Raw genomic sequence first — 23,014 nt, 5'->3', positions numbered from 1 at the left:
CGTTTATGATTTTCCAATCATACCCGGTACAGCACTTTTTGTCTGTCATCTTATCTATACCCTCAATGGACAAGGGCGCCTCAGATCCCTGGCTCCTTACCGCGCGCTGTAATTCAGCCGCACCGTGATCATGGCCGTTTTAAGCCGTGAGCTGGTATCCAGGGCTCCGTCATAGCTGTAGGACTCGGAACTGGAATTCCTGGCCGTGATCTGGAATACTCCCAGATTGGCGCTGAGAAGCGTCCCTGGTGTGCCCCCTGTTCCCGATGCTATGATATCCACCCGCTTCTTGGCATTGGCGGTTGCCTTCTCAATCAGGTCCAGTTTCATCTCATCCAGCTCTGTATAATAATACTCCGGCTGATTGGATTCCAGTTCCACCCCTGCCTCGATCAATGTGGAGATATCCCTGGAGATCGCCTCCACCTTATCGATATCGTAGGAAGATACCGTCATGGTCTGGGTCAGCTCATATCCGTCCGGTTCATCTCCCAGATACCTTCCCTCATCATCATATCTGGATGTGTATTTCTGGGAAATGTTAATGGAACTGAATACCATCTCATCCTCCGACACCTGGTTATCCTCCAGATACTTCTTTACCAGCCCGGCATCCTTCTTGATCACGCTGTACGCCTCCTTGGGCGTGTTGCCCCGCACGGAAAAACTGCCTCTCCACACGATCAGGTCCGACTCAAAATCACAGCTGGCCGAGCCCGTGGCCGTAATACCGCTGCCTCCTGCGCTTTTCTTGTAGTCTACCAGCCCACTGGTAAAGATCATCACGCAGGCAACTGCACTGACCGCTGCGATCAGGGCAATGATCACTGATCTGTACTCCCGCATCCCACAAAACCTCCTTTTTATGAACTATATTCAGTATAGCATGGGGCCTGTTAAATACATATAACGGTTTCCTTAATATTTTCTGGCAAATAACCGCCATTCTGTTGCTTATGGAGTGAAAAGCGTGGTAGAATGGAAGCGTAGTTTTCCGGAACCAAGTTGAAAGGAAGCAGCACAACCATGAAGAAATATGTTCGCAGCACAACCATATATATCGTACTTGCCCTGGCTATCCTGCTCCCGGTTTGGACAGCCCCTTTTTATGCTTCCCAAAAACCGGACAGCCAGGAGTACATACAGGACATACCTGACTCTGAGCCCAAGGTCCTGACCGTTGGTTATTCCCAGACTCCCGGCATCTGCACCGTGGATGCCTTTGGAAATCTCCACGGACTGATGATCGATTATCTAAACGAGATCGCCAAATATAATAATTGGGATTATATATATGTGGAGGCGGATCCCAATGATCTGATTGATGAATTCATTGAGGGTAAATTCGATCTTGTGGGAGGAGCTTATTATCTCCCATCCCTTGAACAATACATGGCATATCCCAAATACAGCATGGGCAACAGCAAAGCGGTCCTCCTGTGCCGCAAAGATGACCCTGATATAAAAAGCTATGAACTCAATACCCTAAACGGAAAGATAATCGGCGTATACGGGCAGGCTGATGAAAAAATCCGCCGGCTCAGAGACTTCCTCCAGCTCAACAGCATCCAGTGCGGAGTCCGGGTCTATTCCAAAGAAAATTTGTCCTCAGAAGGGGATCTGTATCGTTTTCTGGAAAACGGGGATGTGGATCTCCTTCTGGGCAATGAAACAGAGGCGGGCACTGACTTCAGGATCGCTGCTGAATTTACCGCCCAGCCATATTATATTGTAACCAGACCGGGGAATCAGGAGATCCTGGACGGGCTGAATCTGGGATTGGAAAAGATCCTGGATTCCGAACCTAGATTCTCAGATGAAAGATATGAAAAGAATTTTCAGAACGTGGACACTTCCAAAATCCAGTTGAGCCAGGAGGAACTGGATTATGTTGCGCAAAAGAAAACGGTCACAGTGGCTGCCGTGGAAAACTGGCATCCTTTTTATTGTCTGAATAATAACTCAGACCACCACAGCGGCATATTGCCTGACCTGCTTGCAAATATTTCTGATTACTCAGGCTTTACATTTAATTATGTATTTACAAAGACCTATGAGGAGGCAGTGGAACTGGTAAAGGACAGAAAGGCCGATATACTGGGATATTATCTGGATCCACAGGAATACGCTGCCCAGAACGGCCTTGCCCTATCCCGGTCCTACATGAACCTTAACAACATTATTGTCAAGAATAAGTCTGGCAACTATCCATCGGAAGGACTTACTGCCGGTATCATGAACGGACGTTTTATGCCCGCCGGAATCCCCTGCTCCCAGATTCGGTATTATGACAGCCCGGAGGATTGCCTGCGTGCTGTCAACAGCAATGAGGTGGATTTTGCTTATGGCCTTTCCTCCTCCATTGAACAGGAGATGCAGAATCACCGGTACGCCAATGTGGTTCCTATCAGCAGTATTAACAACAGCACTGAAATATGTTTTGCCATGGACCGCCCCATCAATCCCAACCTTATGACGATTTTGAACAAAGCGATCGGCAACCTGTCCACGGGTGAAAGGAATGCCCTGACAAACCGCAACATGGTATCCATGGGATATTCCTCCATGTCCATGTCTGAACTGATCTACGCCAATCCGCTGGCCTTTATAAGCATCTTCAGCGCATTTGTGCTCATGGCAGCCGCTTCCCTGGTCATGATCATGAGGGCTCGCTTAAAAAATTCCATGATCCAAAGTGAGCTGGAAAAAGCAGAGGCCAAGAGTAAAGCCAAGGGAGAATTTTTGTCCAGGATGAGCCACGAGATACGGACCCCCATGAATGCCATCATGGGACTGGCAAACCTGACCTGCATGGAAGAACATCTCCCAGCCCAGGTGGAGACCAATTTAAAAAAGATACTCTCCTCCTCCCAGTACCTTCTGTCCCTGATCAATGACATACTGGATATGTCCAGGATCGAAAACGGAAAATTGCAGATCTCTCCGGAGACGTTTTCACTCAGGAACCTTCTGGATGATCTGGAAAGCATGATGCGCACCCAGGCGGAAGCCAGGCAGCTTCGGTTTGAAGTGGATTTTAGGCTTTCGCATTCCAGCATAGACGGGGATCCGGTGCGGCTGCGCCAGGTGCTTGTAAACCTGCTCTCCAACGCGATCAAATTCACCCCCAAAGGGGGCCTGGTCCAGATTCTGGTCCATGAGACGGATTCAGACATGGGAACCGCATCCTTCCTGTTCTCTGTAAGGGATAATGGAGTGGGGATCCCCCTGGAATACCAGAAGCGGATCTTTGATTCCTTTGAACAGCTGGGATCCTCGGTATCCAGAAGTGAAGGCACGGGACTGGGCCTTCCTATCAGCAGCAGCATTGTCCAGGCCATGGGCGGTAAACTGGAATTACACAGCATTCCCGATAAGGGATCTGAATTCTTTTTCCTTCTCCGCTTCCCCCTCTCCCAATGCACCCAGGAGACCCCGAAGTTATCTCCGGCCCCTGACCATATGGAGACGGGACACGCGGAGACAGTAAGCCTTAAGGGAGTACGCATCCTGCTGGCTGAGGACAATGACCTGAATGCAGAGATCGCCGTTGAGCTGCTTCAGATGTGGGGAGCACAGGTGGACAGGGCCTGCAATGGCCGGGAGGCCCTGGACCTGTTCACCGGAGGCCCTGCCGGACAATACCAGGCCATATTGATGGATATCCGGATGCCTGTCATGGACGGACTGGACGCAACCGTAAACATCCGCTCCAGCTCCCATCCGGACAGCGCCTCAGTGCCGATCATTGCAATGACTGCCAACTCCTTTAAGGAAGACTCCGATGCAGCTGCCAAAGCGGGCATGACCGGGTTTGTGTCAAAACCAGTGGATATGGATTATCTGCTAAAGGTGCTTGAAGAAAATATACGGAACGCATAAGGGGCCTTATTGCCCTGCTTTCCACGCCTTTATTTCATCCAGCCGCTTCTTTACCTCAGGTTCAGCCCCCTGTCCATGGGGATGATAGTATGTCCTGCCCAAAAGCCCGTCCGGCAGGCACTGCATACGCGCCACCTTTTGTTCGGTGTCATGGGCATACACATATCCGCTGCCGTAGTGCAGCTCTTCCATCAGCTTTGTGGGAGCGTTCCTTATATTCAGCGGAACGGTTTCCGCCATTGTGGCCTGGGCATCCTCTTTGGCCGCATTATAGGCCACATAGGCGGAATTGGATTTAGGGGCCATGGACAGATAGATCACCGCGTGGCTCAGATGCACATTGCACTCTGGCATGCCCAGAAAATGACATGCCTCATAGGCTGCCACTGCCAGGGGAAGGGCATGGCTGTCCGCCATCCCTATATCCTCGCTGGCAAAGCGGATCAGGCGGCGGGCCACATATAAGGGATCCTCCCCTGCCTCCAGCATCCGGGCCAGCCAGTACACGGCCGCATCCGGGTCCGTGTTGCGCATGGATTTGTGGAGGGCTGATATAATGTTATAATGCTCCTCACCCTTTTTATCGTACAAAAAGCTTTTCTTTCCAATACACTGTTTCAGCACTTCCATGGTGACCGTTGTCTTATCTGCGCCGATCTCTCCGTTGGTCACTGCCATCTCCAATGTGTTCAGCGCGGTTCTGGCATCTCCGGCAGCAAACATCGCGATCATATCCAGCATATGGTCATCAATATCCACATTCAGATAACCCAGTCCCTTCTCACTGCGGATGGCAATCTTTAAAAGTTTTGTCAGGTCCTCCTGGGTCAGTGCCTGAAGTACAAATACCCTGCACCGGGAAAGAAGAGCCCCGTTAATCTCAAAGGAGGGATTCTCCGTGGTGGCTCCGATGAGTATGATGCTTCCCTTTTCCACATAGGGCAAAAAGGCATCCTGATGGGCCTTGTTGAAACGGTGGATCTCGTCCACGAAAACAACGGTTTTGATCCCCATTCTGCGGCTGTTCTCAGCCTGGGCCATCACGTCCTTGATCTCTTTGATACCGCTGGTAACAGCGCTGAAATTGATGAACTGGGCATGTGTTTTGTGAGCGATAATGCCGGCCAGGGTTGTCTTCCCCACTCCCGGCGGTCCCCAGAAGATCATGGAAGGGATCTTATCCTGCTCTATGAGCTGGCGAAGAAGCTTCCCCTTCCCCAAAAGATGCTCCTGTCCCACAAATCCATCCAGATCCTCCGGCCTCAGCCGGCTGGCCAGGGGGTTGTATACTTCACGGTCGTCAAACAACGACATCTGCTCCATCATGATCATGCGCTCCTTCCAGAATCTATACACTACAGGTCTGTGAAAACCAAATTCATTCTAGCCTAAGTATATGGGATGCCTGAGAAAGAGTCAATCTATTTCCCGCAACATAAAACGTAGGATCCCAAAGGGTGTCATCCCTCAGAATCCTACGTTTTTTTCATCCCGGATATTCAAACAAATAACGCTTTGCAAAATAGTATGTAACCGTTCCGTTACACACCAGGGTCCGGTCCTCATGATACAGGCGCAGGTCCGCTGGTATAGCCAGCTTCTTCTGGACCTGATCCTGGTGGTACAGCTTCACCTCATAGACCTCCTTTCCGGTCTTCAGGCTCTCCAGTCCGTCCCGGCAGTCCAGGACTGCGTAAAACAGTTCCTTCTCCTCGCCCATTCGGACAATTGCCGTATAATACACATCCCGGCTCAGTTTACCCGCCTCACTTGGAAGGGACAGCTGTACCTGGAAAAGATCGGGATGGTCACCGGCAAGTTCCAGGGTGATCCCATGATTTACCCATATGCCTTCCCGGTCATACAGTTTAAAGGGAATGCCCGGCTGTTTGAAAATCAAGGGCGCATTCTCCGGCACCTCCATGAGAATATCCAGATTCTCTGTCATGTGAAATACAACTGCCTGACGCCCCTTAGAGGAACCGTCCTCTGGATGGAACATTTCTATCTCCATCTCCGTGTGGTAGAACCCGCAGCTGAGATCATCTGATAAGAACACCTTTCTCACCACAACGGGCGCATTGTCAGCATCCCGGTCCCCGTCAGCTTCTTCATGGGAATCCCCCTGCGCCCGGTCCCCGTTGTTCTTCTGCTCCCTCTCTCCGCCGTTCTCCTGGGCGTCCTGTTCCCCACTCTTTTCCACCTTTTTAAGATACACGTGTACACGCCTCATATAGGCCAAATATACATAGAGAACGCACATCACAAGACTGATGATACCGCTGCCAAAGCTGTTTTTAAATGCCCTGAAGCTGTACTTCACCAGAAATGCAAGGGGGAGCAGTGTGATGAGATAATATACGGGAAGGCTCATCTCACTGCGGCTGTTGGATCTTCCCGTAAAACGGTCCCGGTTATAGAGGAATAAAAAACTTTCATAGGTTTTGCTGCAATGTCCGCACCTGCCCCGGTAGAAACTGGGTTTTTCAATGTCCCTGCCGCACCAGGGACATTTGTTCTCTGTGATCCGCATACTTGTGGCTCCTGTCCGGCTGTCACGCTTTTCCTTGGGTTTACTGATTATTATCATAACATAAAAAAGCGATTGCCGCCAAGCTTTTTAGCATACCCCCTGTTTGGTCACTGTGAAAAACTCTCCGGCCCTTTTTCCCAGTATTAAGACCTCTTCCCTCAGATATACCTTAACCGCTCTCTGTCCACGAATCCGCCTCAGGGGCATAAACCACATATCTGCAGGTTCAGTCTCCCGGTGTGGATTCCGGCCGCAGTAAAGACGGTATATCCCCATTTCACTAACTGTACTTAAATTATAGACAAAGTCCCTCCAAAGTTGAAGGGACTTAAGATTTAACTTCTTCTGAATAGACACATCTTTATTTCCGGAATCATTTTTCTCGTATATTGATATCCGGCTTCCATACACGCCATCATCTGGTCAAAGGTGAGAAGACCGGCCCTTTCCGGAAGAGGAGGCTTAAGTAAAAGCGATCCGCTGTTGGAGCCGCATGCCTTCAGCCGTTCGCTCATAATGGAAAAGGAATGGGTGGCTGTTTCCAGGATGGAATCATCCGAGGGGGCGCAGTACCGCCCTCCTATATCCACTGATATGACTGTTTGGATTCCGGCTTTCTGTAAAAGATTTTCAGGCAGATTGTCGGTAACACCTCCGTCCACCAGTCTGTAATTTCCCATCTCCAGGGGAGCGAAAATGGCCGGAACGCTGGAACTGGCCATCATCACTTCGCACAGATACCCATCCCACACCCAGTGCAGATCCTTCCGGTCCCTGACCTCATCTATATTGGTAAAGCACAGGGTCCTGCCGCTCATCAGGTCAACTGCCGGGATCACAAGCTTTACAATGGACTCATCCAGCTGTTTCTCACCTGTCAGCTCATTAAAATAGGCCAGCAGCTTTTTTCCCTTTATAAGGCCGGACAGGCTTACATTCATGCCGGCCAGCAGCTGGGGCATAAATCCCAGAAGTCCGGCATAATCCGGGTCCAGATAGTCATTTCCATGTTTGGACAAATGCTTTACCACCTTCTCCATCTCGGAGACCGGCATTCCTGAAGCGTACAGCCCTGCCACGATACTGCCCGCGCTGGTCCCCGCCACTGCCGGGGGCAGTATCCGTGCTTCCTCCAGGGCCTTTAACACGCCCACATGTGCCGCACCTCTGGTGCCGCCGCCCGCCAGGGCCAGGCCATATTCCATAAAAAATCCCCTCCGGTTTACATACCTTATAGATTAAGGTATGCCGGAGAGGATCTTTATGTTTTAGTCCGGGCAATGGTTTATGGATTCATTTTGTGGATTCCATCCAGCTTTCTGTCGATGGGTTCAGGTAATGGGGATTAAATTCAATCACCTTATACTCCTGGATCCCGTTCAGACAAAACGGTTCATTGGCCAGATAGTGTTCTGTCTCTTCCAGGGTCTCTGCTCTCATGATGAACATGCCCCCGCTCATATCAGCCTTCAGCCCGGAGATCAGTATCATTCCCCGATCCATGGCTTTCTGGGTGTAGGCCATGTGCTGTTTCATAATATGATCATTCATATTTTCCGCATTTTGTATGATTCCCTCTACCATATAATATTTCATATCGTTCCTCCTGCTAATAGGATGCTGCCGTATTACTTTATTATACTACGGATTCCAGCACCTGCACAGGCTTTCCAGCATTTCCCCGCAAAGCCCCAGGATTATTTGGATCTCATCTCCGGAAAGATCATCAAAATGGATTCCGCATTCCACGGTCACCGGTTCTTTAAGCAGCCGGCTGATCTCCTCCGCCCAGTGTCCGCTGATGACGCCGTCCCTGTGTCCCGGAAACTGGATGGTCATGGTTTCCTGGCCCGGAACAGCCCGGCTGAACGCCCCCACATGGGTCCTGGTGCCTCCTGTAACCAGTATGACGGCGCCCTTGTCCAGCCGGAAGGCGCGGGCCGTGATGGTGCCCCGGACGTGGGAAAATGTGATGGTCTTTGTAATGGCCAGTTCCCCTTCCATATTTTTTTCCATACAGGACCTACCCTTCCCAGCGCCGGAAGGACTGGCATTCCAGGCCAAACTGATCCATTATCTTTCCCACAACATGGACGGTCATCTCCTCAATGGTCTCCGGCCTCTGGTAATAGCTCATCACCGGAGGAAGGATGACGGCGCCCATCTGGGACAGTTCATACATGTTGCGCAAATGGATGGGGCTCAGGGGACATTCCCTGGTGACCAGAACCAGCCTTCGCCGCTCCTTTATGGTTACGTCCGCGGCTCTGAGAAGAAGGCTGTCGCTGTATCCGCTGTGGATTCCCGCCAGGGTCTTCATGCTGCAGGGCACCACTGCCATCCCCAGGGTTTTGAAGCTTCCGCTGGCCAGTGAAGCGCCCAGGTCCTGGTTGTCATACACTGTGCCGGCCAGCCGCTTCACCTCCTCCAGCCCGTATCCGGTCTCCTGGTCAATGGTCAGTTCCCCTCCCCTGGATATAACCAGATGAGTTCCGATGCCGGATCTTCTCAGTTCCTTTAACAGGGCAATGGCAATGGGTGCCCCCGATGCTCCGCTGATCCCAATAACTAATTTTTCAGCCATATGTCAGGGTTCACCTCCATAAAGCGTGCCCGCTTAAACGTTTCCTTAAGTCCAAAGGGCACGGTACAGTCAAAGATTGTTTTGCATGCAATTCCTTTGCCCCGTATGCTAACGCTGTATTCCGGGGAATTGGATGGATCCAGGGGATGGCATCGCACTCCCGGAATGGTTATGATATCCGTATCTCCCTGGAACCTCGTATTCATGGCCCACAGCACATCACTCATATCAAAACAGTCCACATCCTCATCCACCAGGAATACATGCTTAAGCTCGCTGAAGGCGGAAAAGGCCAGCAGGGCAGCCTGGCGCTGGCGCCCCTCATCGCTCTCCGTCTTTTTCTCAAACTGCAGCACCGCCATATATTTTCCTCCACCGGCCGATGGGCAGTATACATTTTGCAGCCTGCCCGGCATGGCCTTTTCCACCATTCCGTAAATGCTGGCCTCGGTGGGGATGCCCGCCATGGAGACATGCTCCTCGCTGGGGCCAATGCAGGTCTGCATCACGGGATGGAGCCTGTGGGTCACTGCCTTTACCTTAATAATCCAGCACTGGCTGCTGGCAGGCCCTGTGTATCCGGGGAATTCAGGCATGGCATACCCGGTATGGCTGTTCTGGTCCTCCTGTACCCTTACGCCTGGACACACTTCCCCCTCAATGACATACTCCGCATTTGCAATGGCGCGCTGGTCCACGGTCAGACAGCGGCACAGTTTTACCGGCTCTCCTCTGAGTGCTCCGGAAATGGAAAGCTCATCATAGCCCAGGGGCGTGGTGGGCGGCTCAAAGCAGGAACCGATCTCAATGGCCGGATCCACCCCGATGCTCACCGATATGGGCAGGCTGCGGCCCAATTCCTCCGCTCTCTCCACCATTGCCCCTATGTGGCGGGCACCCGGGGTGAAAAAGATGGAAAGTTCATCCTTTCCCTGGATGCACAGCCTGTGGATGGTCACATCACTGACACCTGTGTCCGGATGGCTGGCATAGCACATTCCCAAAGTGATATAAGGTCCCGCGTCATCCGGTGTGTTAGTGGGCGCAGGCACCAGCTTTGCAAGGTCAAACCCTGGTTCATCAGACCGGTGCACCACCTCCTGGCAGGGAGCGTCCCCTTCTATCAGCACGGGCTGTATGGGGTTGGATGCACATTCCCAAAGCCGTTTCCCCAGATTCTGGGGCTCACAGTCAAGAAGCGCGGCCACCCGTGTCCTGGAAGCCAGGACACCAATGGCAACTCTTGCATCCGGATGTCCCTTGATCTTATGAAACACCATGGCCGGTCCCTCTTTGGTGGGGCGCATCACCGTACCGCCTGCCCCAATATGGCGGTATACGCCGGAAAGCTCCGCCCTTGGATCCACCTCCACATCTGTCTCGGCATACTGTCCCGGGATTGTTTTTAGCAGCTCCAGGGCCGAACGCAGATCCTTTACAGGATGCTTTCCATTTTTTGTGTCCGCCTTTTTCTTTTCCATCTTTGTCATCTCCACCGCTTTATTCCTCCTTGATCCGATCAATGTCATTATTCCTACCCATAGTTTATATTTTTTTACCTATGGAATCAATTCAAGTTGTGGTATAATTGTTTCCAGATTGGAATGATTATCAGACTGGCCGGAGGTGTATTATGACATTTGAACAGCTGCAGTGTTTTATTGCCTCAGTGGAGGAGCATACATTTCTGGATGCAGCGGAATCCCTGCATATATCTCAGTCCTCCCTTTCCAAACAGATCATGAAACTGGAGCAGGAACTGGAAGTTGAGCTGTGGGACAGAAAAAAAAGGAAAGCAGTTCTTACAAAAGCCGGGCTGCTCTTCTATCAGGATGCCCGGATCCTGATCAAGCAATATACGGACGCGAAAAACAAGCTTAACAGGTATCGGAGCCAGGCGCAATATACCCTGTCCATCGGTACGCTTCCCATTTTATCCCAATATCAGCTCACACCTGTGTTCACTCATTTCCGTGAAACCCACCCCCGGCTGCACCTGTCCCTTCACGAGGTGGAGGAGGAGGATCTGATGGAAGGGTTTGACCGGGGCGCTTACGATTTAGTCATTGCAAGGTGCGCCATGCTGGACAGGGTGCACCATGTGTGGCAGCTCATCGGGGATGATGAACTGGATGCCGTGCTTCCCCGCAGCCATCCTCTGTCCTCCCGGTCCTCTGTCCGTCTGGAGGAGCTGCGGAATGAGGATTTTATCTTCATGAATCCTTATACATCCATTCACCAGCTGTGTTCCAGGCTGTGCTCCCAAGCTGGGTTTACTCCCAACATCCTGCGCACAGCCAGGGTGGAATCCATTCTCAGCGCGGTCCAGATCGGCGAGGGCATCAGCCTGCTGGCCGGAAACAGCGTCCGTATCTTCAAACCGGAGGAGATAGCCGTGGTGCCATTGGAACCAGGGATCCCCATTCCCGTGGTATTGGGCCGGATGAAGGGAAGGCATGTTACAAAAGCCATGGGGCAGTTCTGGGATTATTGCGGCCGGGAGCTGGGGCGGTGACAGGTGCTCCGCATTCCGTTCTCCGCTCTCTGCGATCAGCATCCTAACGGAACTGATTCTGAAACGGGTGCTCTACCGGATCAACAGGCGTATGTGCCGGAAGTGTATTCAGAAATTAATTTAGAAACCATGCAACTTTTTCCATTTCTGCCACGTCTAATGAGGGTAATCAAAATTAGTGACATGATATGGAGGAATACATAATGAAAAAAAGATACTTAGTGGCTGCTGCAATTTTGGCTTTTGCCCTATCCGCTTCCGCCTGCTCCGGCAAGACAGCAAGCGTTACCAAGACAACCACTGTCCCAATGGCAGAGGCTTCCAGAGAACAGGACTCCAAAGAACAGGCATCCAAAGAGCAGGCATCCAAAGAGCAGACTGATACCGACCCGGAGGAGGAAAACGCCTCCAATACGTCCGAGGGCGTACTCACAGGTATTGTGGATGTGAATAAAGGATTTATGATCACCGTTATCTCTGATGAAGATTCAGAATCCTATGTTTTTGGCCTGGATGAAAAGCAGAGCGAAACATATAAGGATATCAAACCCGGAGATACGGTTTCCGTTACCTACACCAACGGCCTTCCCAGCCCGGATAATATGGACACGGTTGTTATAGATATCGAAGTTGAGTAATTAAATGTTTTAATAAAATACCTTCCATGGAGTGGTGCGTGCACCTCTCATGGAAGGTATTTTATTGAGATGGGGCAGCCCCGTATCCTTAATCCAGATGGAACACTGGTTGGAAATCCACGCATACCGGGCTGTTATCCCGGTTGGTTTCCATAATATCAGCCATGTAATCCCACCATTTGCGGTTGATGGGCGTGTCCGCTGATCCGGCCCAGAGGGCTTCATCCTCCACCTCCAGGTAACCGTACAAAACATTGGTTTCCCTGTCAAGAAAAATGGAATAATTCTTCCCGCCATGCCGGCGGATCATCTCTTTCATCTCCGGCCACAGTTCATTGTGGCGGCGCTCATATTCCTCTGCCATACCCGGATAGAGGAACATCTTAAATCCTTTCCTGGTCATGCTTTGTCCCCTCCTTGTTGACCCTTATACTTATCATACTGTAAAAACGGGTAAAAAATAAGGACGTTATTTGTTCAAAACAACGTCCTTATTTTACAATCCGCAGCCTTTTCACACCTGCATTTTTTCACACCTGCATTTCCACACTTACAGTTTTTCTCACACCCACAGCATAGGCTGCCGTGATGCAATATTTCTCCTGGCCTCCTCATCCGTGGATTCCGCCGGAAGCCGGTCGTACAGATCCAGAAGTTCCCGGCGCCCCAGCGCGCAGCCGGCCAGGATCATAAATCCATACCTTGCCGGGAACGCATCAAAATGCATGACGTCCGGGGGATACGGCCAGCATTTCTTGTCCAATACATAGGGGGTTATAAAATCCAGGGCCTTCTTTATGCTTCTTCCATCCGGGGACTCATACTCCCACAGATTGTCCCCGGGCGAGGACAAAAGGTGGCACATCGACACCATGTTGTCCACAATAAAGAGGGAATAATTGTAGGGTTTGGTCCTTCCCAGTTCCCGGGGAAAAGAACCGTCCTCTGCCTCCTGTTTTAAAAGGCCCTTCTTGTAATATTCCCTGCAGAAATCCACGATCCGTTCATTGTCCGTAAATCGCGCAAATGCCGCTGCCTGTACAAAAAAGCACACCCCATGGTTGTTGTCTTTGTTCATTTCCTGTATGCCGTTGGCATCAGTCAGCATCCATCCAAGATACCTGGCAAACCATTTTTTCAGTCCCTCGTAGACCTCAGGCTCCATGGAAGGTGACTTTCTCAAATGCTCAATGGCAAACACCACATCCACCAGATGAAGGGTATCAATGATCCCGATCCCCCTGCCAGGACAGATTCCAAGAATGGCCTGGGCATAGGACAGGTGAGGCGCCATATAGGTGTCCCTGTCCAGGAAAAACTCCCCAAGGTGCCGGACCGCCCGCGCTGCATATTGTTCTTCCCCTGTGAGAACATAAGCAGATGTGAGGAATACAACATTGGTACGCATCTGGCGCATGATGATCCGATGTCCGTTAAAATTGTCCGGATTGGTCTGTCCGTCCCTCTGTATGTATGGCAGTCCATCCGGCGTATCGGGATTTGGCCACCAATAATCGCCGTTGGAGTAATAATCATGGGGTCCGCCTGTGCTGCGCGGGCTCTGCACATCCGTGATATGGAGCACTGGGGCCTTTAAGGCCGCCCGCGCTTTTTCCATCACCCAATCCGTATCACGCCACCTGGGTTCTGTCTTATAATCCATTTTGTACCTGATCATATTCCTACCTGCTTTATCTGTTTAATTCTGCTTTTGCGCAGTTCAGCAATGCTTTCATATATCCGGTGCAGTAGGCCCAGGACGGGTTCTCCCCTCCCACGCTTTCTCCCCACACGGGAACATGGTCCACATGGATGGCTCCGTCATAATCATAGCGTACAAACTGTTTCATCAGTTCATACATATCCATGTATCCGTCCTCCAGCAGGGTCTCCTCAAAATACGGGATCGTACTGCTTACATTTCTAAAATGCACCAGGAGAACCTTTTTGTTCTCCACAAAATATTTAATGTCCTCCATTACATTGCCGAACTTGTCCCCGCCTTCCAGCCAGCATCCGATACACATTTTCATCCCCAGATAGGGGCTGTTGCCGGCCAGCTCAAAGGCATGCTTGTAATCCTCCGCCGATGTGATCAGGTTGGAGATCCCAACCAGGCAGTCCACGGGCGGATCGTTGGGATGAAGGGCGATTTTAACGTTTGCCTCCTCACAAACAGGAAGGGTACGGTCCAGGAAATACTTAAAGTTATCCCACATTTCCTCCTTTGTGTAGAGCCTTCCGTGTGTATACGGACGTTTTTCCAGCTCGCCGATATCAACCACACGCCCGATTCCTCCCCTGGTATGCCGGCTCACCTTAAACGCGGTGGTCAGTACCTGGTTGGGCTCCCATGTCATGTACACAACAGGGATCCCGGCTTTTCCCAGGATACGGTTAAAATTGTTGTAATCCTCAATGGCCTTATCCCTGCCCTCTAATCCCAGGTGGATTTTATCGCTCTTGTAAAGCCCAACATTACCAGCATCCGTTACGGTCAGGTCAAATTTCCTAAGACGTTCCGTGAACCGCATCACGGAATCATAGTCCGTGTGCTCATCCTTAAATATCACATATACGTATTTTACACCCATCTGTTTGATGAACAAAAGCTGTTCATCCGTGTAATCAGACACTACTTTTGACTGAACCTTGATTTTGTCTCCCAGCATAATTAATCCCCTTTAACTCTAGTCATTTTTATTTTGTCCAGTGTACTGCCTCTGGTGTCCACTGCTCCAGACTCACATCATAGATGCCGCTGTCCTCTAATCCCGGAACTGCAAAGGTTTCATAATATACCACCGCCATTGGGGTGATCATCACATAATCCTGCACCAGCGCCTTGGCAGCTTTCTGAAGGTTGGCCTTCTTCTCCTCGATGGTCTTAGCTGCCCTTGCTGCAAATAATGGCTCCTCAAACTCAGCAGGGCGCAGCATGATGCCGTGGTTCTTGATCCCCTCTGAGGAATAGAGGCGGATATAGTTGTTTGTGAAGTCCATCTTGCTGGCTCCCCTGTTTGCAATAAATCCGTCAATGTCATCTTCCTTCTGGATCGCCGCCAGGGCGGAGCTGTCCATTACATTGACCTCAGCCTTGATACCGATCTGTGCCAAAATGGCCTGGAATGCGGTTGCCGTGTCATTATCAACCGCCTTTGTATAGATGGTTGTCTCAAATCCGTTCGGATAGCCTGCTTCCGCCAGCATCTGCTTTGCAAGGTCCGGATCATACTCATAGAATTTTGCATCCGGTGCATATGCCCAGGAGTCAGAGGTACAGAACAGAGGGGTTGACTCTCCCAGTCCGCCGGATAATGCTTTTGCAACATCATCCCACTGGATCGCATGCATGATGGCCTGACGTACCTTTAAATCTCCCATTGGATGCTTGTCGCTTTTACTGTTCCAGATAATGTGCTTGATGTCGGCTACATTGGCGTTTTTACGTCCCACGGATTCAAATCCCGCCTGCTTGATGGCGTTGATAATGGCATCATTTTCAAACTTCATGGCCACGCCCACCTCCTTGTTCAAAAGGGCGGACATCATGGTGTTGGTGTCTGTGATCATGTCGATCTCCAGATGGTCAATATAGGGCTGTCCTTCGATCCTGTAGTCCTCGTTCTTGGTGTAAGTAATCTTGTTGTCGGCAATAAAGGATTCCAGGATAAATGGACCGGTTCCCACTGCATGGGTCTGGCACCATTCCACCCCGTTCTTCTCATAGGCTTCCTTGGAGCAGATATAGATGTCCCCTATTACATTGTCCCAGTTATTGGCCCACTCATCGTACTGGATCTGTACGGTCAGGTCATCCACCACTTTTACTTCCCTGGGCGTCCCGATCTCACTTGCCTTGCCGTTGTCAATGTACTGCTGGATGTTCCATGCAACTGCCTCCCCGTCACACACAGAGCCATCGTGGAATTTAACGCCGTCCCTTAATTTAATGGTAAACGTAAGATTGTCGGGATCCGTAACAAACTCTTCAGCCAGCCATGGGAAATAATTTCCCTCCGTATCAGCGCGTCCCAGGGATTCCAGAACGGGCTGTGCCCCAAAGCGGTCGCTGGTGGTAGTGGACTGGGGCATAAAAAATGTATTGTGCAGCTGCGGTATGGCAATGGTCAGGCTGCCTCCGGCTTCAATCTCACCCGGAACCTTGCTCTCTGCCCCATCATTTCCTGCAGCCTGGCTTCCCGCCGCTTCGCTTCCTGCAGCCTGGCTTCCTGCCGAGGGCGCTGCTGTGGCGGATGTCTTACTGCCGCCTCCGCAGCCGGATACCATACCCGCTGTCATTGCAGCGGCCAGTGCCAGTGCCAAGACTTTCTTCGATAACTTCATCATTCATTCCTCCTGTTATATAGTTTTTATTTGTTGAACTGCTGTTCATATAAAAAGCATGCTACCTCATGTCCCTTTCCCACATCCTTAAGCACCGGCACTTCCCTGCGGCACCTGTCGCACACATGGGAACACCTGTCATGGAAGGGGCATCCCTCCGGCCGTTTGGTCAGGCTGGGCACCTCACCGCGGATGGGAACACGTTCCCTGGACTCCTCCACTGCCGGGTCAGCCACAGGAACCGCGCTGAGCAGCGTCTTGGTATAGGGGTGAAGGGTGTTGCTGTAAAGCTCATCACAGTCCGCGATTTCAACCACTCTGCCCAGGTACATTACCAGAATCCGGTTGCTGATATGTTTTACCACAGCCAGGTCATGGGCTATAAACAGATAAGTCAGGCCCAGCTGGGACTGCAGTTCCTCCAGCAGGTTGATGATCTGGGCCTGTATGGAAACATCCAGCGCGGATATGGGTTCATCGCAGATGATCATATCCGGCTCCGATGAAAGGGCTCTGGCTATACCGATCCTCTGGCGCTGGCCCCCTGAAAACTCATGGGGAACCCTGTATTTTAACGCCGGATCCAAGCCCACGATACGGAACAGTTCGTCCACCCTGGCATTGTATTCCGCCTTATTCTTAACCAGCTTGTGCAGCAGAAGCGATTCTCCCACAATAGATTCCGCGGTCTGTCTTGGATCCAGTGAGGAAAACGGATCCTGGAAGATCATGGAGATCTTTCTCCGGAACGGATACATCTGCCTGTCATTAAAACCAGCTATATCCGTGCCATTAAAGATGATCTCACCCTCCTCCGGTTTGTAGACCCTCATAATACACCGGGCCAGGGTCGTCTTGCCGCAGCCTGACTCGCCCACGATCCCCAGGGTCTCACCTTTTTTTGCGTAAAAGTTGATATCCTCAATGGCCTTTACTTCCCCAGTCTTTTTGCGCATCATGCCGCTGTAAATGGGGAAATATTTTCTTACATTCTTTACATTCAGGCACAGTTCATCCCCTACAAGGATCTTAGGCGCTTTTTTCACCTCTTTGTCCGCGATCTCCTTTGCCTTGGCAGCCTTTTCCTCCTCAGTCAGATGACAGGCTGCAAAATGCTCCTTTTCCAGCTCCTTAAGCCCCGGTTTGGCGCACTCCCTGCACCGGTCCATCCTGTACTCGCACCGCTCGTAAAAAGGACAGTAGGACGGGCGTGTGGCCGGGTTTGGCGGCAGTCCCTCTATGGGGATCAGGATGCGGTCCTTGGGGTCATCCAGCCTTGGGATCGCCCGCAAAAGCGCTCTGGTGTAGGGATGTTCCGGATTGGCAAACAGCCGTTTGGCGTCCGTCATCTCCACCACGCTGCCGGAATACATCACGTAGATCCGCTCCGCAAACCGCGCTACGATTCCCAAGTTATGGGTGACAATAATGACCGCCGTATTCGTCTTTTTCGCAATATCACGGATCATCTCCAAAAGCTGTGCCTGGGTCGTCACATCCAGCGCCGTGGTCGCCTCGTCCGCCACCAGGACCGTTGGCTCCGATGACATGGCCATGGCGATCATGATGCGCTGGCGCATGCCGCCGGAAAACTGCTGGGGATAATAATCAAACCTCTGCTCCGCATCCGGGATATTGACCAGCTTAAGCATTTCAATGGTACGCTTTTTCGCGTCCTCTTTGCTCATCTTAAGGTGTTCTATAATGTTTTCCTGGATCTGATACCCAATGGTCAGCACCGGATTCAGGGAAGTCATGGGTTCCTGGAAGATCATACTGACTTTTCCGCCCCTCATATGGCGCATCTTTTCGCTGTCCACGCCCAGTTCCAGCATGTTTTGCTCCTCGCCCTGTATATAAACCTCTCCCCCTGTGATCTTTCCCGGAGAACTGATCAGCTGGAGCATACTCATCATGGTAACGGATTTTCCGCTCCCCGACTCCCCGACAATACCGATGATCTCGCCGGGATCCAGATACAGAGAAACCCCGTCCACTGCCTTTACCATCTGCCCGTCTGTCTTAAAACAGGTCTCAATATTTTTTATTTCCAACAAGTGTTCCATCCTTGGCCTCCTCCTAAACTTCGCCTCTGAGTCTTGGGTCCAGAGCATCGCGGACACCGTCACCAAACATGTTCAGACAGATAACAAGCACTGCCACACAGACACCGGGTGTCAGGGCAAATACCGGGTTCTGCAAAAGGAAAAGACGCCCTTCGCTGACCATGCTTCCCCAGGAAGCAGTAGGCGCGCTGATCCCCAGCCCCAAAAAGCTTAAGCCCGCCTCCGCCAGGATGGTCTGGCCTACCTGCTGGGTCATCATAACAATGATAGGGGAAATGCTGTTGGGCAGGATGTGTTTGAACATCAGCCTGAAATTCTTATTGCCCTGAAGCTTTCCCGCCATAATGTAATCCGCCTGTTTGATGGTCAGCACCTGGCCTCTCATCATACGCACATATCCTGCCATGGATGAGATGCCCAGGATGATCGCCAGATTGCGGATGCCGCTGCCAAACACAGCAGTCAGCGCCATGGCCAGGATGATCTGCGGGATCGCCCTGATAGCCTCCATGATCCTGTTGATCACATCATCCACGATCCCTCCGAAGTAACCGGCGATCATGCCGAAAAAGGTACCGATGATACATGCGATCATAACGGCAAACACACCAATGATCAGGCTCACTCTTGTGCCGTAAATAATACGGCTCAGCACATCCCTTCCGTAATTATCCGTGCCCAGCAAATGGGCGCTGCCGGGTCCCTGGAGAAATGACGCAAAGTCAGCATAATTGGGATCGTAGGGTGAGATTACAGGCGCCAGTATTGCCACTGCGATAAACAGAACTACCACAACCGCGCTGACCATTGCCACCTTTCTGGCAAACAATGTCTTAACTATTTTTTTCCATCTTCCATTATTTTTCATCGCGCTGCCTCCTTACTCATAGCGGACTCTGGGGTCCACCACCGCATACAGGATATCCGTAAAAAGATTGATGATACAGGATACAAGAGCGGTTACCAGCACACAGGCCTGTACCACCGGAATGTCACGGGACTGGATCGCCTTCACAAACAGGGAGCCCATGCCCGGGATATTGAATACGGATTCCACAAACATGGAGCCTGCCAGCATGGAGCCCAGGCGCATTCCCAGGATGGTGATAACCGGTATCAGGGCATTTTTAAGGGCATGGATGTAAATGACCTTGCGGCTGGAGAGTCCCTTGCTTTTAGCTGTCCTGACATAATCCTGGCGGATGACTTCCAGCATACTGGAACGCGTCTGCCTTGTGGTGGTGGCAATGCCTCCCAGCGCCAGGCAGAACAGCGGCATGATGGTCTGGCGTATACCCATGGACAAGTCCTGTGAAAACCAGGTAAAGCCATAGGAGGGCAGCCATCCAAGCTTCATTGCAAATATATACATGACTAAAAGGGCGATCCAGAACTGGGGAAGACAGGCCGTAATATTGGCGATCAATGTCACCACCGTATCCGCGGGCCGCCCCCGGTAAACAGCGCTGATGACCCCAAATAGAATCCCCAGAGGGATACTTATGACAAATGCGCTGAGGGAAAAGAACATGGTAATGGGGATCCGCTCATTGAGCACCTCCAGCGTACTTTTATGGAACTGTGTGGACTGCCCCCAGTCCCCCTGCACCGCTCCTCCCAGCCAGCTGAAATACCGCCTGATCACAGGCTGGTCCAGCTTCAGTTCATGATAGACCCTATCGTATTCCTCCTGGGAAACCTCTTCACCCAGCATTGCGTATACCGGATCGCCCGGAATGAACGACACCAGCATGAACGTAAAAATGGAAATAAGTATGAGGATCAGCAACATCTGTCCTGTACGCTTTACTATGTATGTCTTCATCTTGTTTCTACGGCAGGAATCTCCCCCCTGCCATATTCCTCCCTTCCTGTATCTGTTTTATGATCTGCTAATCTTCCTTCAAACCGTTTACCCCCCGGAGATTTCTTTCCCCGGCCACATATGGCTCCATACTCTTGCAGCATTCAATCTGAAGATCGGACAATACCAGGCCGTCCACCATTTCTGCATACAGCCCATAAAGCCCCGAATGCAGGATCCCATTCTCCCGGCATGGACGGATATCATAGCTGTCACACGGCCATTTGGACTGCTTTTCCAGGGTCACATGAACATTTTCCAGTTTCAGCCCCCTGATAACATGGTCCGGACTTGCGCAGATAAAGATGCCGTTTTCTCCCCTGCAGTTTATATCCCTCAATCTGACATTGCTGATCTGTCCGGCCGTGACGCCTTCCTTTCTGTCCATGACCGTGATGTAAACAGGCTCTGCCCGTCCCCACCACTGCTCTGAAAACCTTCTTGTCTCAATGGTCACATTGGAGACCAGAACATTTCTTATATTTCCTTTATCCCTTAGATGAAGGGAGATTCCCCGGTTGGTCCGGCTGATACAGCAGTTCTCAATGATTATGTTTTCAAAGTCATCCTCGCTCTCTGTTCCGATCTTGACCGCTGAACTGGTGGATATCAGCGTACACCCGGATATGAGGATATTTTTACAGGGACCATATTTTTCAAATCCCTTTGTGTTTTTCAGGACAATACAGTCGTCCGCGCATTCCACATGGCAATTCACAATCCGCACATCCTGACAGTGATCCGGGTCGATCCCGTCACAGTTTGCCATTCTCAGGTTGTTGAGGATGCGGACCGAATCCACCAGCACATCCCGGCAGCCTGCCATATGAAGGGTCCAGAAGGCGCAGCGTGTAAGTGTGACGTCCCTCACGGTCAGGTGCTCTACATCCTCCATGAGGATCATGGGGATCCTTGGATAATAGGCGCCCTCGATATGGTACCGTATCTGCTTTCCATAGTAGATCTCCTCCGATCCGTCAATGGTTCCAAAGCCTGTGATCCTGATATTTTCTCCGCCCCGGCCATAGATGAAATAGTAGCGCGGCTTTCCGTCATACTCACAATTAATATAGGAAGGAAGGCTTTCCTCATGCTCCACGGAACCTTCAGGGTCCTGGGGATCCAAAGGCTGGTAATCGGAGGGATCGGTACTTGCCTTTAGCACCGCTCCGCTTTCCACATACAGTTCCACATTGGATCTTAAAACAAGGGAGCCTGACATATAGGTTCCCCCGCCCGGCAGCACCACACGGCCTCCCCCTGCCTCAGAACATGCATCTATGGCTTTCTGGATCGCATTCCTATCCTTTGAGGCACCATCTCCGGCAGCTCCGTAATCACGCACATTATATTCCATGCCTATTCCTCCGGTTTATATACTTTTGCCATTTTCATTACTGACAAACTCTGTTATAATGGTGAAATGGTTATTTTATCCTTTTATCTTTTGACCCATTTGCATAATTATGTATATTATTACCATTTGCATGTTTTAATTATATATTATATTGTGCATAGTTTCCAATGACCCTTTCCTATCATTATTATAAGCATTGACTATAATAGTAATAATACTCATTACGAAAGGAGGCTTACAATGGATATACGTTATCTTGAGTACATACTGGTTCTGGCAGAGACAGGCAACATGACCCGGGCGGCCGGCAAGCTTTATATTTCCCAGCCCACCTTAAGCCAGTTTCTGTCCAAGCAGGAACAGGAACTGGGCACCCCTTTGTTCCAGCGCACCGGCGGTGTATACACCCTTACCCCGGTAGGGCATCTGTATGCGGATTATGCCCGGAAGGTCCTCACCCTCACCGACATTCTGGAAAAAGACATACAGCGCATTTCCACTGCCAGCCGCATCAGGATCGGCACCTCTGCCTCCCGCGCGCTGCAGATGCTGACCTCTATCCTGGTGGATTTCCGCAAATATTATCCCCGGGTGGAGCTGGCCCTGTCCGATGATAATCTGAGGGCCATGAGGAACGCCACGGCCAAAGGTGAGATCGATATTGCATTTGTGACAGCCAACGCCCTGGACCAGCACAAGGGGCAAAGCCTGGAGCTAAAAAAAGAGGAGGTGGTCTTTGCCGCCCCCATCAGCCACCCATACTGCCAGTCCCTGGAGCCGGGAAAGCATTACAGCCTGACAAGCAGACAGGTTCTGGAACATTTTGAAAACACACCATTTATCCTGCAGCTCAAAGGTTCCTGCATCCGTTATCTGGTGGATGCATTTTTCGGCAAGGATTTTAATCCCATCATTGCCTGCAGCACCAGCCACGCCCAGTCCATCTGCGACATGGTTTCCAGCAACATCGGCGTGGGCTTTATCCCCACGGGCTATGCGGTGGATTCCCCCAGGATCACTTACTTTTCCCTGGAACCCAAAATGTACCGGATCCATGCGATCCTGTTCAGGAAAGACTTGATCATGGAACCGCCCCATAAGTATCTGGTAAAGCTGGCACAAAAATATGTGGAGGAAAACTGGAAAAACCTATAAATTCTTTTATTTAAAAATAGCACAAGCAAAAAATTTGAGCACCGGCTGTTTGGGCTGCCAGTGCTCAATCCTT

General features: G+C 51.0%; 20 protein-coding genes. 4 read left to right on the top strand and 16 right to left on the bottom strand.

Features of this window, described 5'->3' with window-relative positions; translation table 11 throughout:
• Positions 1-96 precede the first annotated feature (96 nt).
• Positions 97-846 (bottom strand): SIMPL domain-containing protein, encoded by a 750-nt coding sequence (locus tag CLFS41_RS16195; protein WP_045092839.1) that lies wholly within the window; start codon positions 844-846, stop codon positions 97-99.
• 180 nt (positions 847-1,026) lie between these two features.
• Here CLFS41_RS16195 and CLFS41_RS16190 point away from each other — a divergent pair, with 180 nt between their 5' ends.
• The gene (locus CLFS41_RS16190) at positions 1,027-3,882 is read left to right on the top strand and encodes a transporter substrate-binding domain-containing protein (protein ID WP_045092838.1); all 2,856 of its coding nucleotides are present in this window, start codon (positions 1,027-1,029) and stop codon (positions 3,880-3,882) included.
• 6 nt (positions 3,883-3,888) lie between these two features.
• On the opposite strand, the gene CLFS41_RS16185 is transcribed toward CLFS41_RS16190, so the two are convergent.
• From CLFS41_RS16185 to CLFS41_RS16150, 7 genes are all read right to left on the bottom strand, one after another.
• Positions 3,889-5,208 (bottom strand): replication-associated recombination protein A, encoded by a 1,320-nt coding sequence (locus CLFS41_RS16185; protein WP_347468551.1) that lies wholly within the window; start codon positions 5,206-5,208, stop codon positions 3,889-3,891.
• A 160-nt stretch (positions 5,209-5,368) separates the two neighbouring features.
• Positions 5,369-6,415, bottom strand: a complete 1,047-nt coding sequence (locus CLFS41_RS16180) for a hypothetical protein (RefSeq protein ID WP_045092837.1) — start codon at positions 6,413-6,415, stop codon at positions 5,369-5,371.
• Positions 6,416-6,750: 335 nt separating this feature from the next.
• The gene (locus tag CLFS41_RS16170; protein ID WP_045092835.1) at positions 6,751-7,620 is read right to left on the bottom strand and encodes a patatin-like phospholipase family protein; all 870 of its coding nucleotides are present in this window, start codon (positions 7,618-7,620) and stop codon (positions 6,751-6,753) included.
• Positions 7,621-7,708: 88 nt separating this feature from the next.
• On the bottom strand, positions 7,709-8,011 hold the full coding sequence (locus CLFS41_RS16165; RefSeq protein WP_045092834.1) for a YciI family protein: 303 nt from the start codon (positions 8,009-8,011) through the stop codon (positions 7,709-7,711).
• A 45-nt stretch (positions 8,012-8,056) separates the two neighbouring features.
• Entirely contained in the window at positions 8,057-8,431 is a 375-nt protein-coding gene (locus CLFS41_RS16160) for a hypothetical protein (protein ID WP_045092833.1), read from the bottom strand.
• A gap of 7 nt (positions 8,432-8,438) precedes the next feature.
• The gene (locus CLFS41_RS16155) at positions 8,439-8,999 is read right to left on the bottom strand and encodes a UbiX family flavin prenyltransferase (protein ID WP_007860861.1); all 561 of its coding nucleotides are present in this window, start codon (positions 8,997-8,999) and stop codon (positions 8,439-8,441) included.
• Positions 8,984-10,489: a UbiD family decarboxylase gene (locus CLFS41_RS16150; RefSeq protein WP_242856886.1), complete on the bottom strand. Its 1,506-nt coding sequence runs from the start codon at positions 10,487-10,489 to the stop codon at positions 8,984-8,986. Before CLFS41_RS16150 ends, CLFS41_RS16155 begins: the two co-directional genes overlap by 16 nt.
• Before the next feature lie 143 nt (positions 10,490-10,632).
• Between CLFS41_RS16150 and CLFS41_RS16145 the strand changes: the two genes are divergently transcribed.
• Positions 10,633-11,514, top strand: a complete 882-nt coding sequence (locus CLFS41_RS16145; protein ID WP_045092832.1) for a LysR family transcriptional regulator — start codon at positions 10,633-10,635, stop codon at positions 11,512-11,514.
• Between the two features lie 203 nt (positions 11,515-11,717).
• Entirely contained in the window at positions 11,718-12,152 is a 435-nt protein-coding gene (locus tag CLFS41_RS16140; protein ID WP_045092831.1) for a hypothetical protein, read from the top strand.
• A gap of 88 nt (positions 12,153-12,240) precedes the next feature.
• On the opposite strand, the gene rhaM is transcribed toward CLFS41_RS16140, so the two are convergent.
• From rhaM to CLFS41_RS16100, 8 genes are all read right to left on the bottom strand, one after another.
• Complete coding sequence (gene rhaM, locus CLFS41_RS16135; RefSeq protein ID WP_007860886.1) at positions 12,241-12,555, bottom strand: L-rhamnose mutarotase; 315 nt, start codon at positions 12,553-12,555, stop codon at positions 12,241-12,243.
• A gap of 159 nt (positions 12,556-12,714) precedes the next feature.
• Entirely contained in the window at positions 12,715-13,830 is a 1,116-nt protein-coding gene (locus CLFS41_RS16130) for an alginate lyase family protein (protein ID WP_007860887.1), read from the bottom strand.
• Between the two features lie 13 nt (positions 13,831-13,843).
• Positions 13,844-14,824 (bottom strand): mannonate dehydratase, encoded by a 981-nt coding sequence (locus tag CLFS41_RS16125; protein WP_052665775.1) that lies wholly within the window; start codon positions 14,822-14,824, stop codon positions 13,844-13,846.
• 28 nt (positions 14,825-14,852) lie between these two features.
• Complete coding sequence (locus CLFS41_RS16120; RefSeq protein WP_007860890.1) at positions 14,853-16,502, bottom strand: ABC transporter substrate-binding protein; 1,650 nt, start codon at positions 16,500-16,502, stop codon at positions 14,853-14,855.
• A 23-nt stretch (positions 16,503-16,525) separates the two neighbouring features.
• Positions 16,526-18,565, bottom strand: a complete 2,040-nt coding sequence (locus tag CLFS41_RS16115) for an ABC transporter ATP-binding protein (protein WP_048929874.1) — start codon at positions 18,563-18,565, stop codon at positions 16,526-16,528.
• Between the two features lie 13 nt (positions 18,566-18,578).
• Complete coding sequence (locus CLFS41_RS16110) at positions 18,579-19,433, bottom strand: ABC transporter permease (RefSeq protein ID WP_007860892.1); 855 nt, start codon at positions 19,431-19,433, stop codon at positions 18,579-18,581.
• A gap of 12 nt (positions 19,434-19,445) precedes the next feature.
• Entirely contained in the window at positions 19,446-20,390 is a 945-nt protein-coding gene (locus CLFS41_RS16105) for an ABC transporter permease (RefSeq protein ID WP_040415195.1), read from the bottom strand.
• A gap of 67 nt (positions 20,391-20,457) precedes the next feature.
• Entirely contained in the window at positions 20,458-21,786 is a 1,329-nt protein-coding gene (locus tag CLFS41_RS16100; RefSeq protein WP_007860894.1) for a glycoside hydrolase family 28 protein, read from the bottom strand.
• 240 nt (positions 21,787-22,026) lie between these two features.
• On the opposite strand from CLFS41_RS16100, the gene CLFS41_RS16095 reads away from it, so the two are divergent.
• The gene (locus CLFS41_RS16095; protein ID WP_007860895.1) at positions 22,027-22,941 is read left to right on the top strand and encodes a LysR family transcriptional regulator; all 915 of its coding nucleotides are present in this window, start codon (positions 22,027-22,029) and stop codon (positions 22,939-22,941) included.
• The last annotated feature ends 73 nt before the right edge of the window (positions 22,942-23,014 follow it).

It is taken from the genome of Clostridium sp. FS41 (assembly GCF_000954015.1).
In the GTDB taxonomy this organism is placed as follows: Bacteria; Bacillota; Clostridia; order Lachnospirales; family Lachnospiraceae; genus Enterocloster; species Enterocloster citroniae.
Note: the sequence above shows the minus strand (reverse complement) of the source record. Positions and strands in the feature narration are given on the sequence as shown.

Excerpts from the sequence above, each read along its gene's own strand:
- CLFS41_RS16195 (WP_045092839.1), bottom strand. The coding sequence starts at position 846 with ATGCGGGAGTACAGATCAGTGATCATTGCCCTGATCGCAGCGGTCAGT.
- CLFS41_RS16190 (WP_045092838.1), top strand. The coding sequence starts at position 1,027 with ATGAAGAAATATGTTCGCAGCACAACCATATATATCGTACTTGCCCTG.
- CLFS41_RS16185 (WP_347468551.1), bottom strand. The coding sequence starts at position 5,208 with ATGATGGAGCAGATGTCGTTGTTTGACGACCGTGAAGTATACAACCCC.
- CLFS41_RS16180 (WP_045092837.1), bottom strand. The coding sequence starts at position 6,415 with ATGCGGATCACAGAGAACAAATGTCCCTGGTGCGGCAGGGACATTGAA.
- CLFS41_RS16170 (WP_045092835.1), bottom strand. The coding sequence starts at position 7,620 with ATGGAATATGGCCTGGCCCTGGCGGGCGGCGGCACCAGAGGTGCGGCA.
- CLFS41_RS16165 (WP_045092834.1), bottom strand. The coding sequence starts at position 8,011 with ATGAAATATTATATGGTAGAGGGAATCATACAAAATGCGGAAAATATG.
- CLFS41_RS16160 (WP_045092833.1), bottom strand. The coding sequence starts at position 8,431 with ATGGAAAAAAATATGGAAGGGGAACTGGCCATTACAAAGACCATCACA.
- CLFS41_RS16155 (WP_007860861.1), bottom strand. The coding sequence starts at position 8,999 with ATGGCTGAAAAATTAGTTATTGGGATCAGCGGAGCATCGGGGGCACCC.
- CLFS41_RS16150 (WP_242856886.1), bottom strand. The coding sequence starts at position 10,489 with ATGACAAAGATGGAAAAGAAAAAGGCGGACACAAAAAATGGAAAGCAT.
- CLFS41_RS16145 (WP_045092832.1), top strand. The coding sequence starts at position 10,633 with ATGACATTTGAACAGCTGCAGTGTTTTATTGCCTCAGTGGAGGAGCAT.
- CLFS41_RS16140 (WP_045092831.1), top strand. The coding sequence starts at position 11,718 with ATGAAAAAAAGATACTTAGTGGCTGCTGCAATTTTGGCTTTTGCCCTA.
- rhaM (WP_007860886.1), bottom strand. The coding sequence starts at position 12,555 with ATGACCAGGAAAGGATTTAAGATGTTCCTCTATCCGGGTATGGCAGAG.
- CLFS41_RS16130 (WP_007860887.1), bottom strand. The coding sequence starts at position 13,830 with ATGATCAGGTACAAAATGGATTATAAGACAGAACCCAGGTGGCGTGAT.
- CLFS41_RS16125 (WP_052665775.1), bottom strand. The coding sequence starts at position 14,824 with ATGCTGGGAGACAAAATCAAGGTTCAGTCAAAAGTAGTGTCTGATTAC.
- CLFS41_RS16120 (WP_007860890.1), bottom strand. The coding sequence starts at position 16,502 with ATGATGAAGTTATCGAAGAAAGTCTTGGCACTGGCACTGGCCGCTGCA.
- CLFS41_RS16115 (WP_048929874.1), bottom strand. The coding sequence starts at position 18,565 with ATGGAACACTTGTTGGAAATAAAAAATATTGAGACCTGTTTTAAGACA.
- CLFS41_RS16110 (WP_007860892.1), bottom strand. The coding sequence starts at position 19,433 with ATGAAAAATAATGGAAGATGGAAAAAAATAGTTAAGACATTGTTTGCC.
- CLFS41_RS16105 (WP_040415195.1), bottom strand. The coding sequence starts at position 20,390 with ATGAAGACATACATAGTAAAGCGTACAGGACAGATGTTGCTGATCCTC.
- CLFS41_RS16100 (WP_007860894.1), bottom strand. The coding sequence starts at position 21,786 with ATGGAATATAATGTGCGTGATTACGGAGCTGCCGGAGATGGTGCCTCA.
- CLFS41_RS16095 (WP_007860895.1), top strand. The coding sequence starts at position 22,027 with ATGGATATACGTTATCTTGAGTACATACTGGTTCTGGCAGAGACAGGC.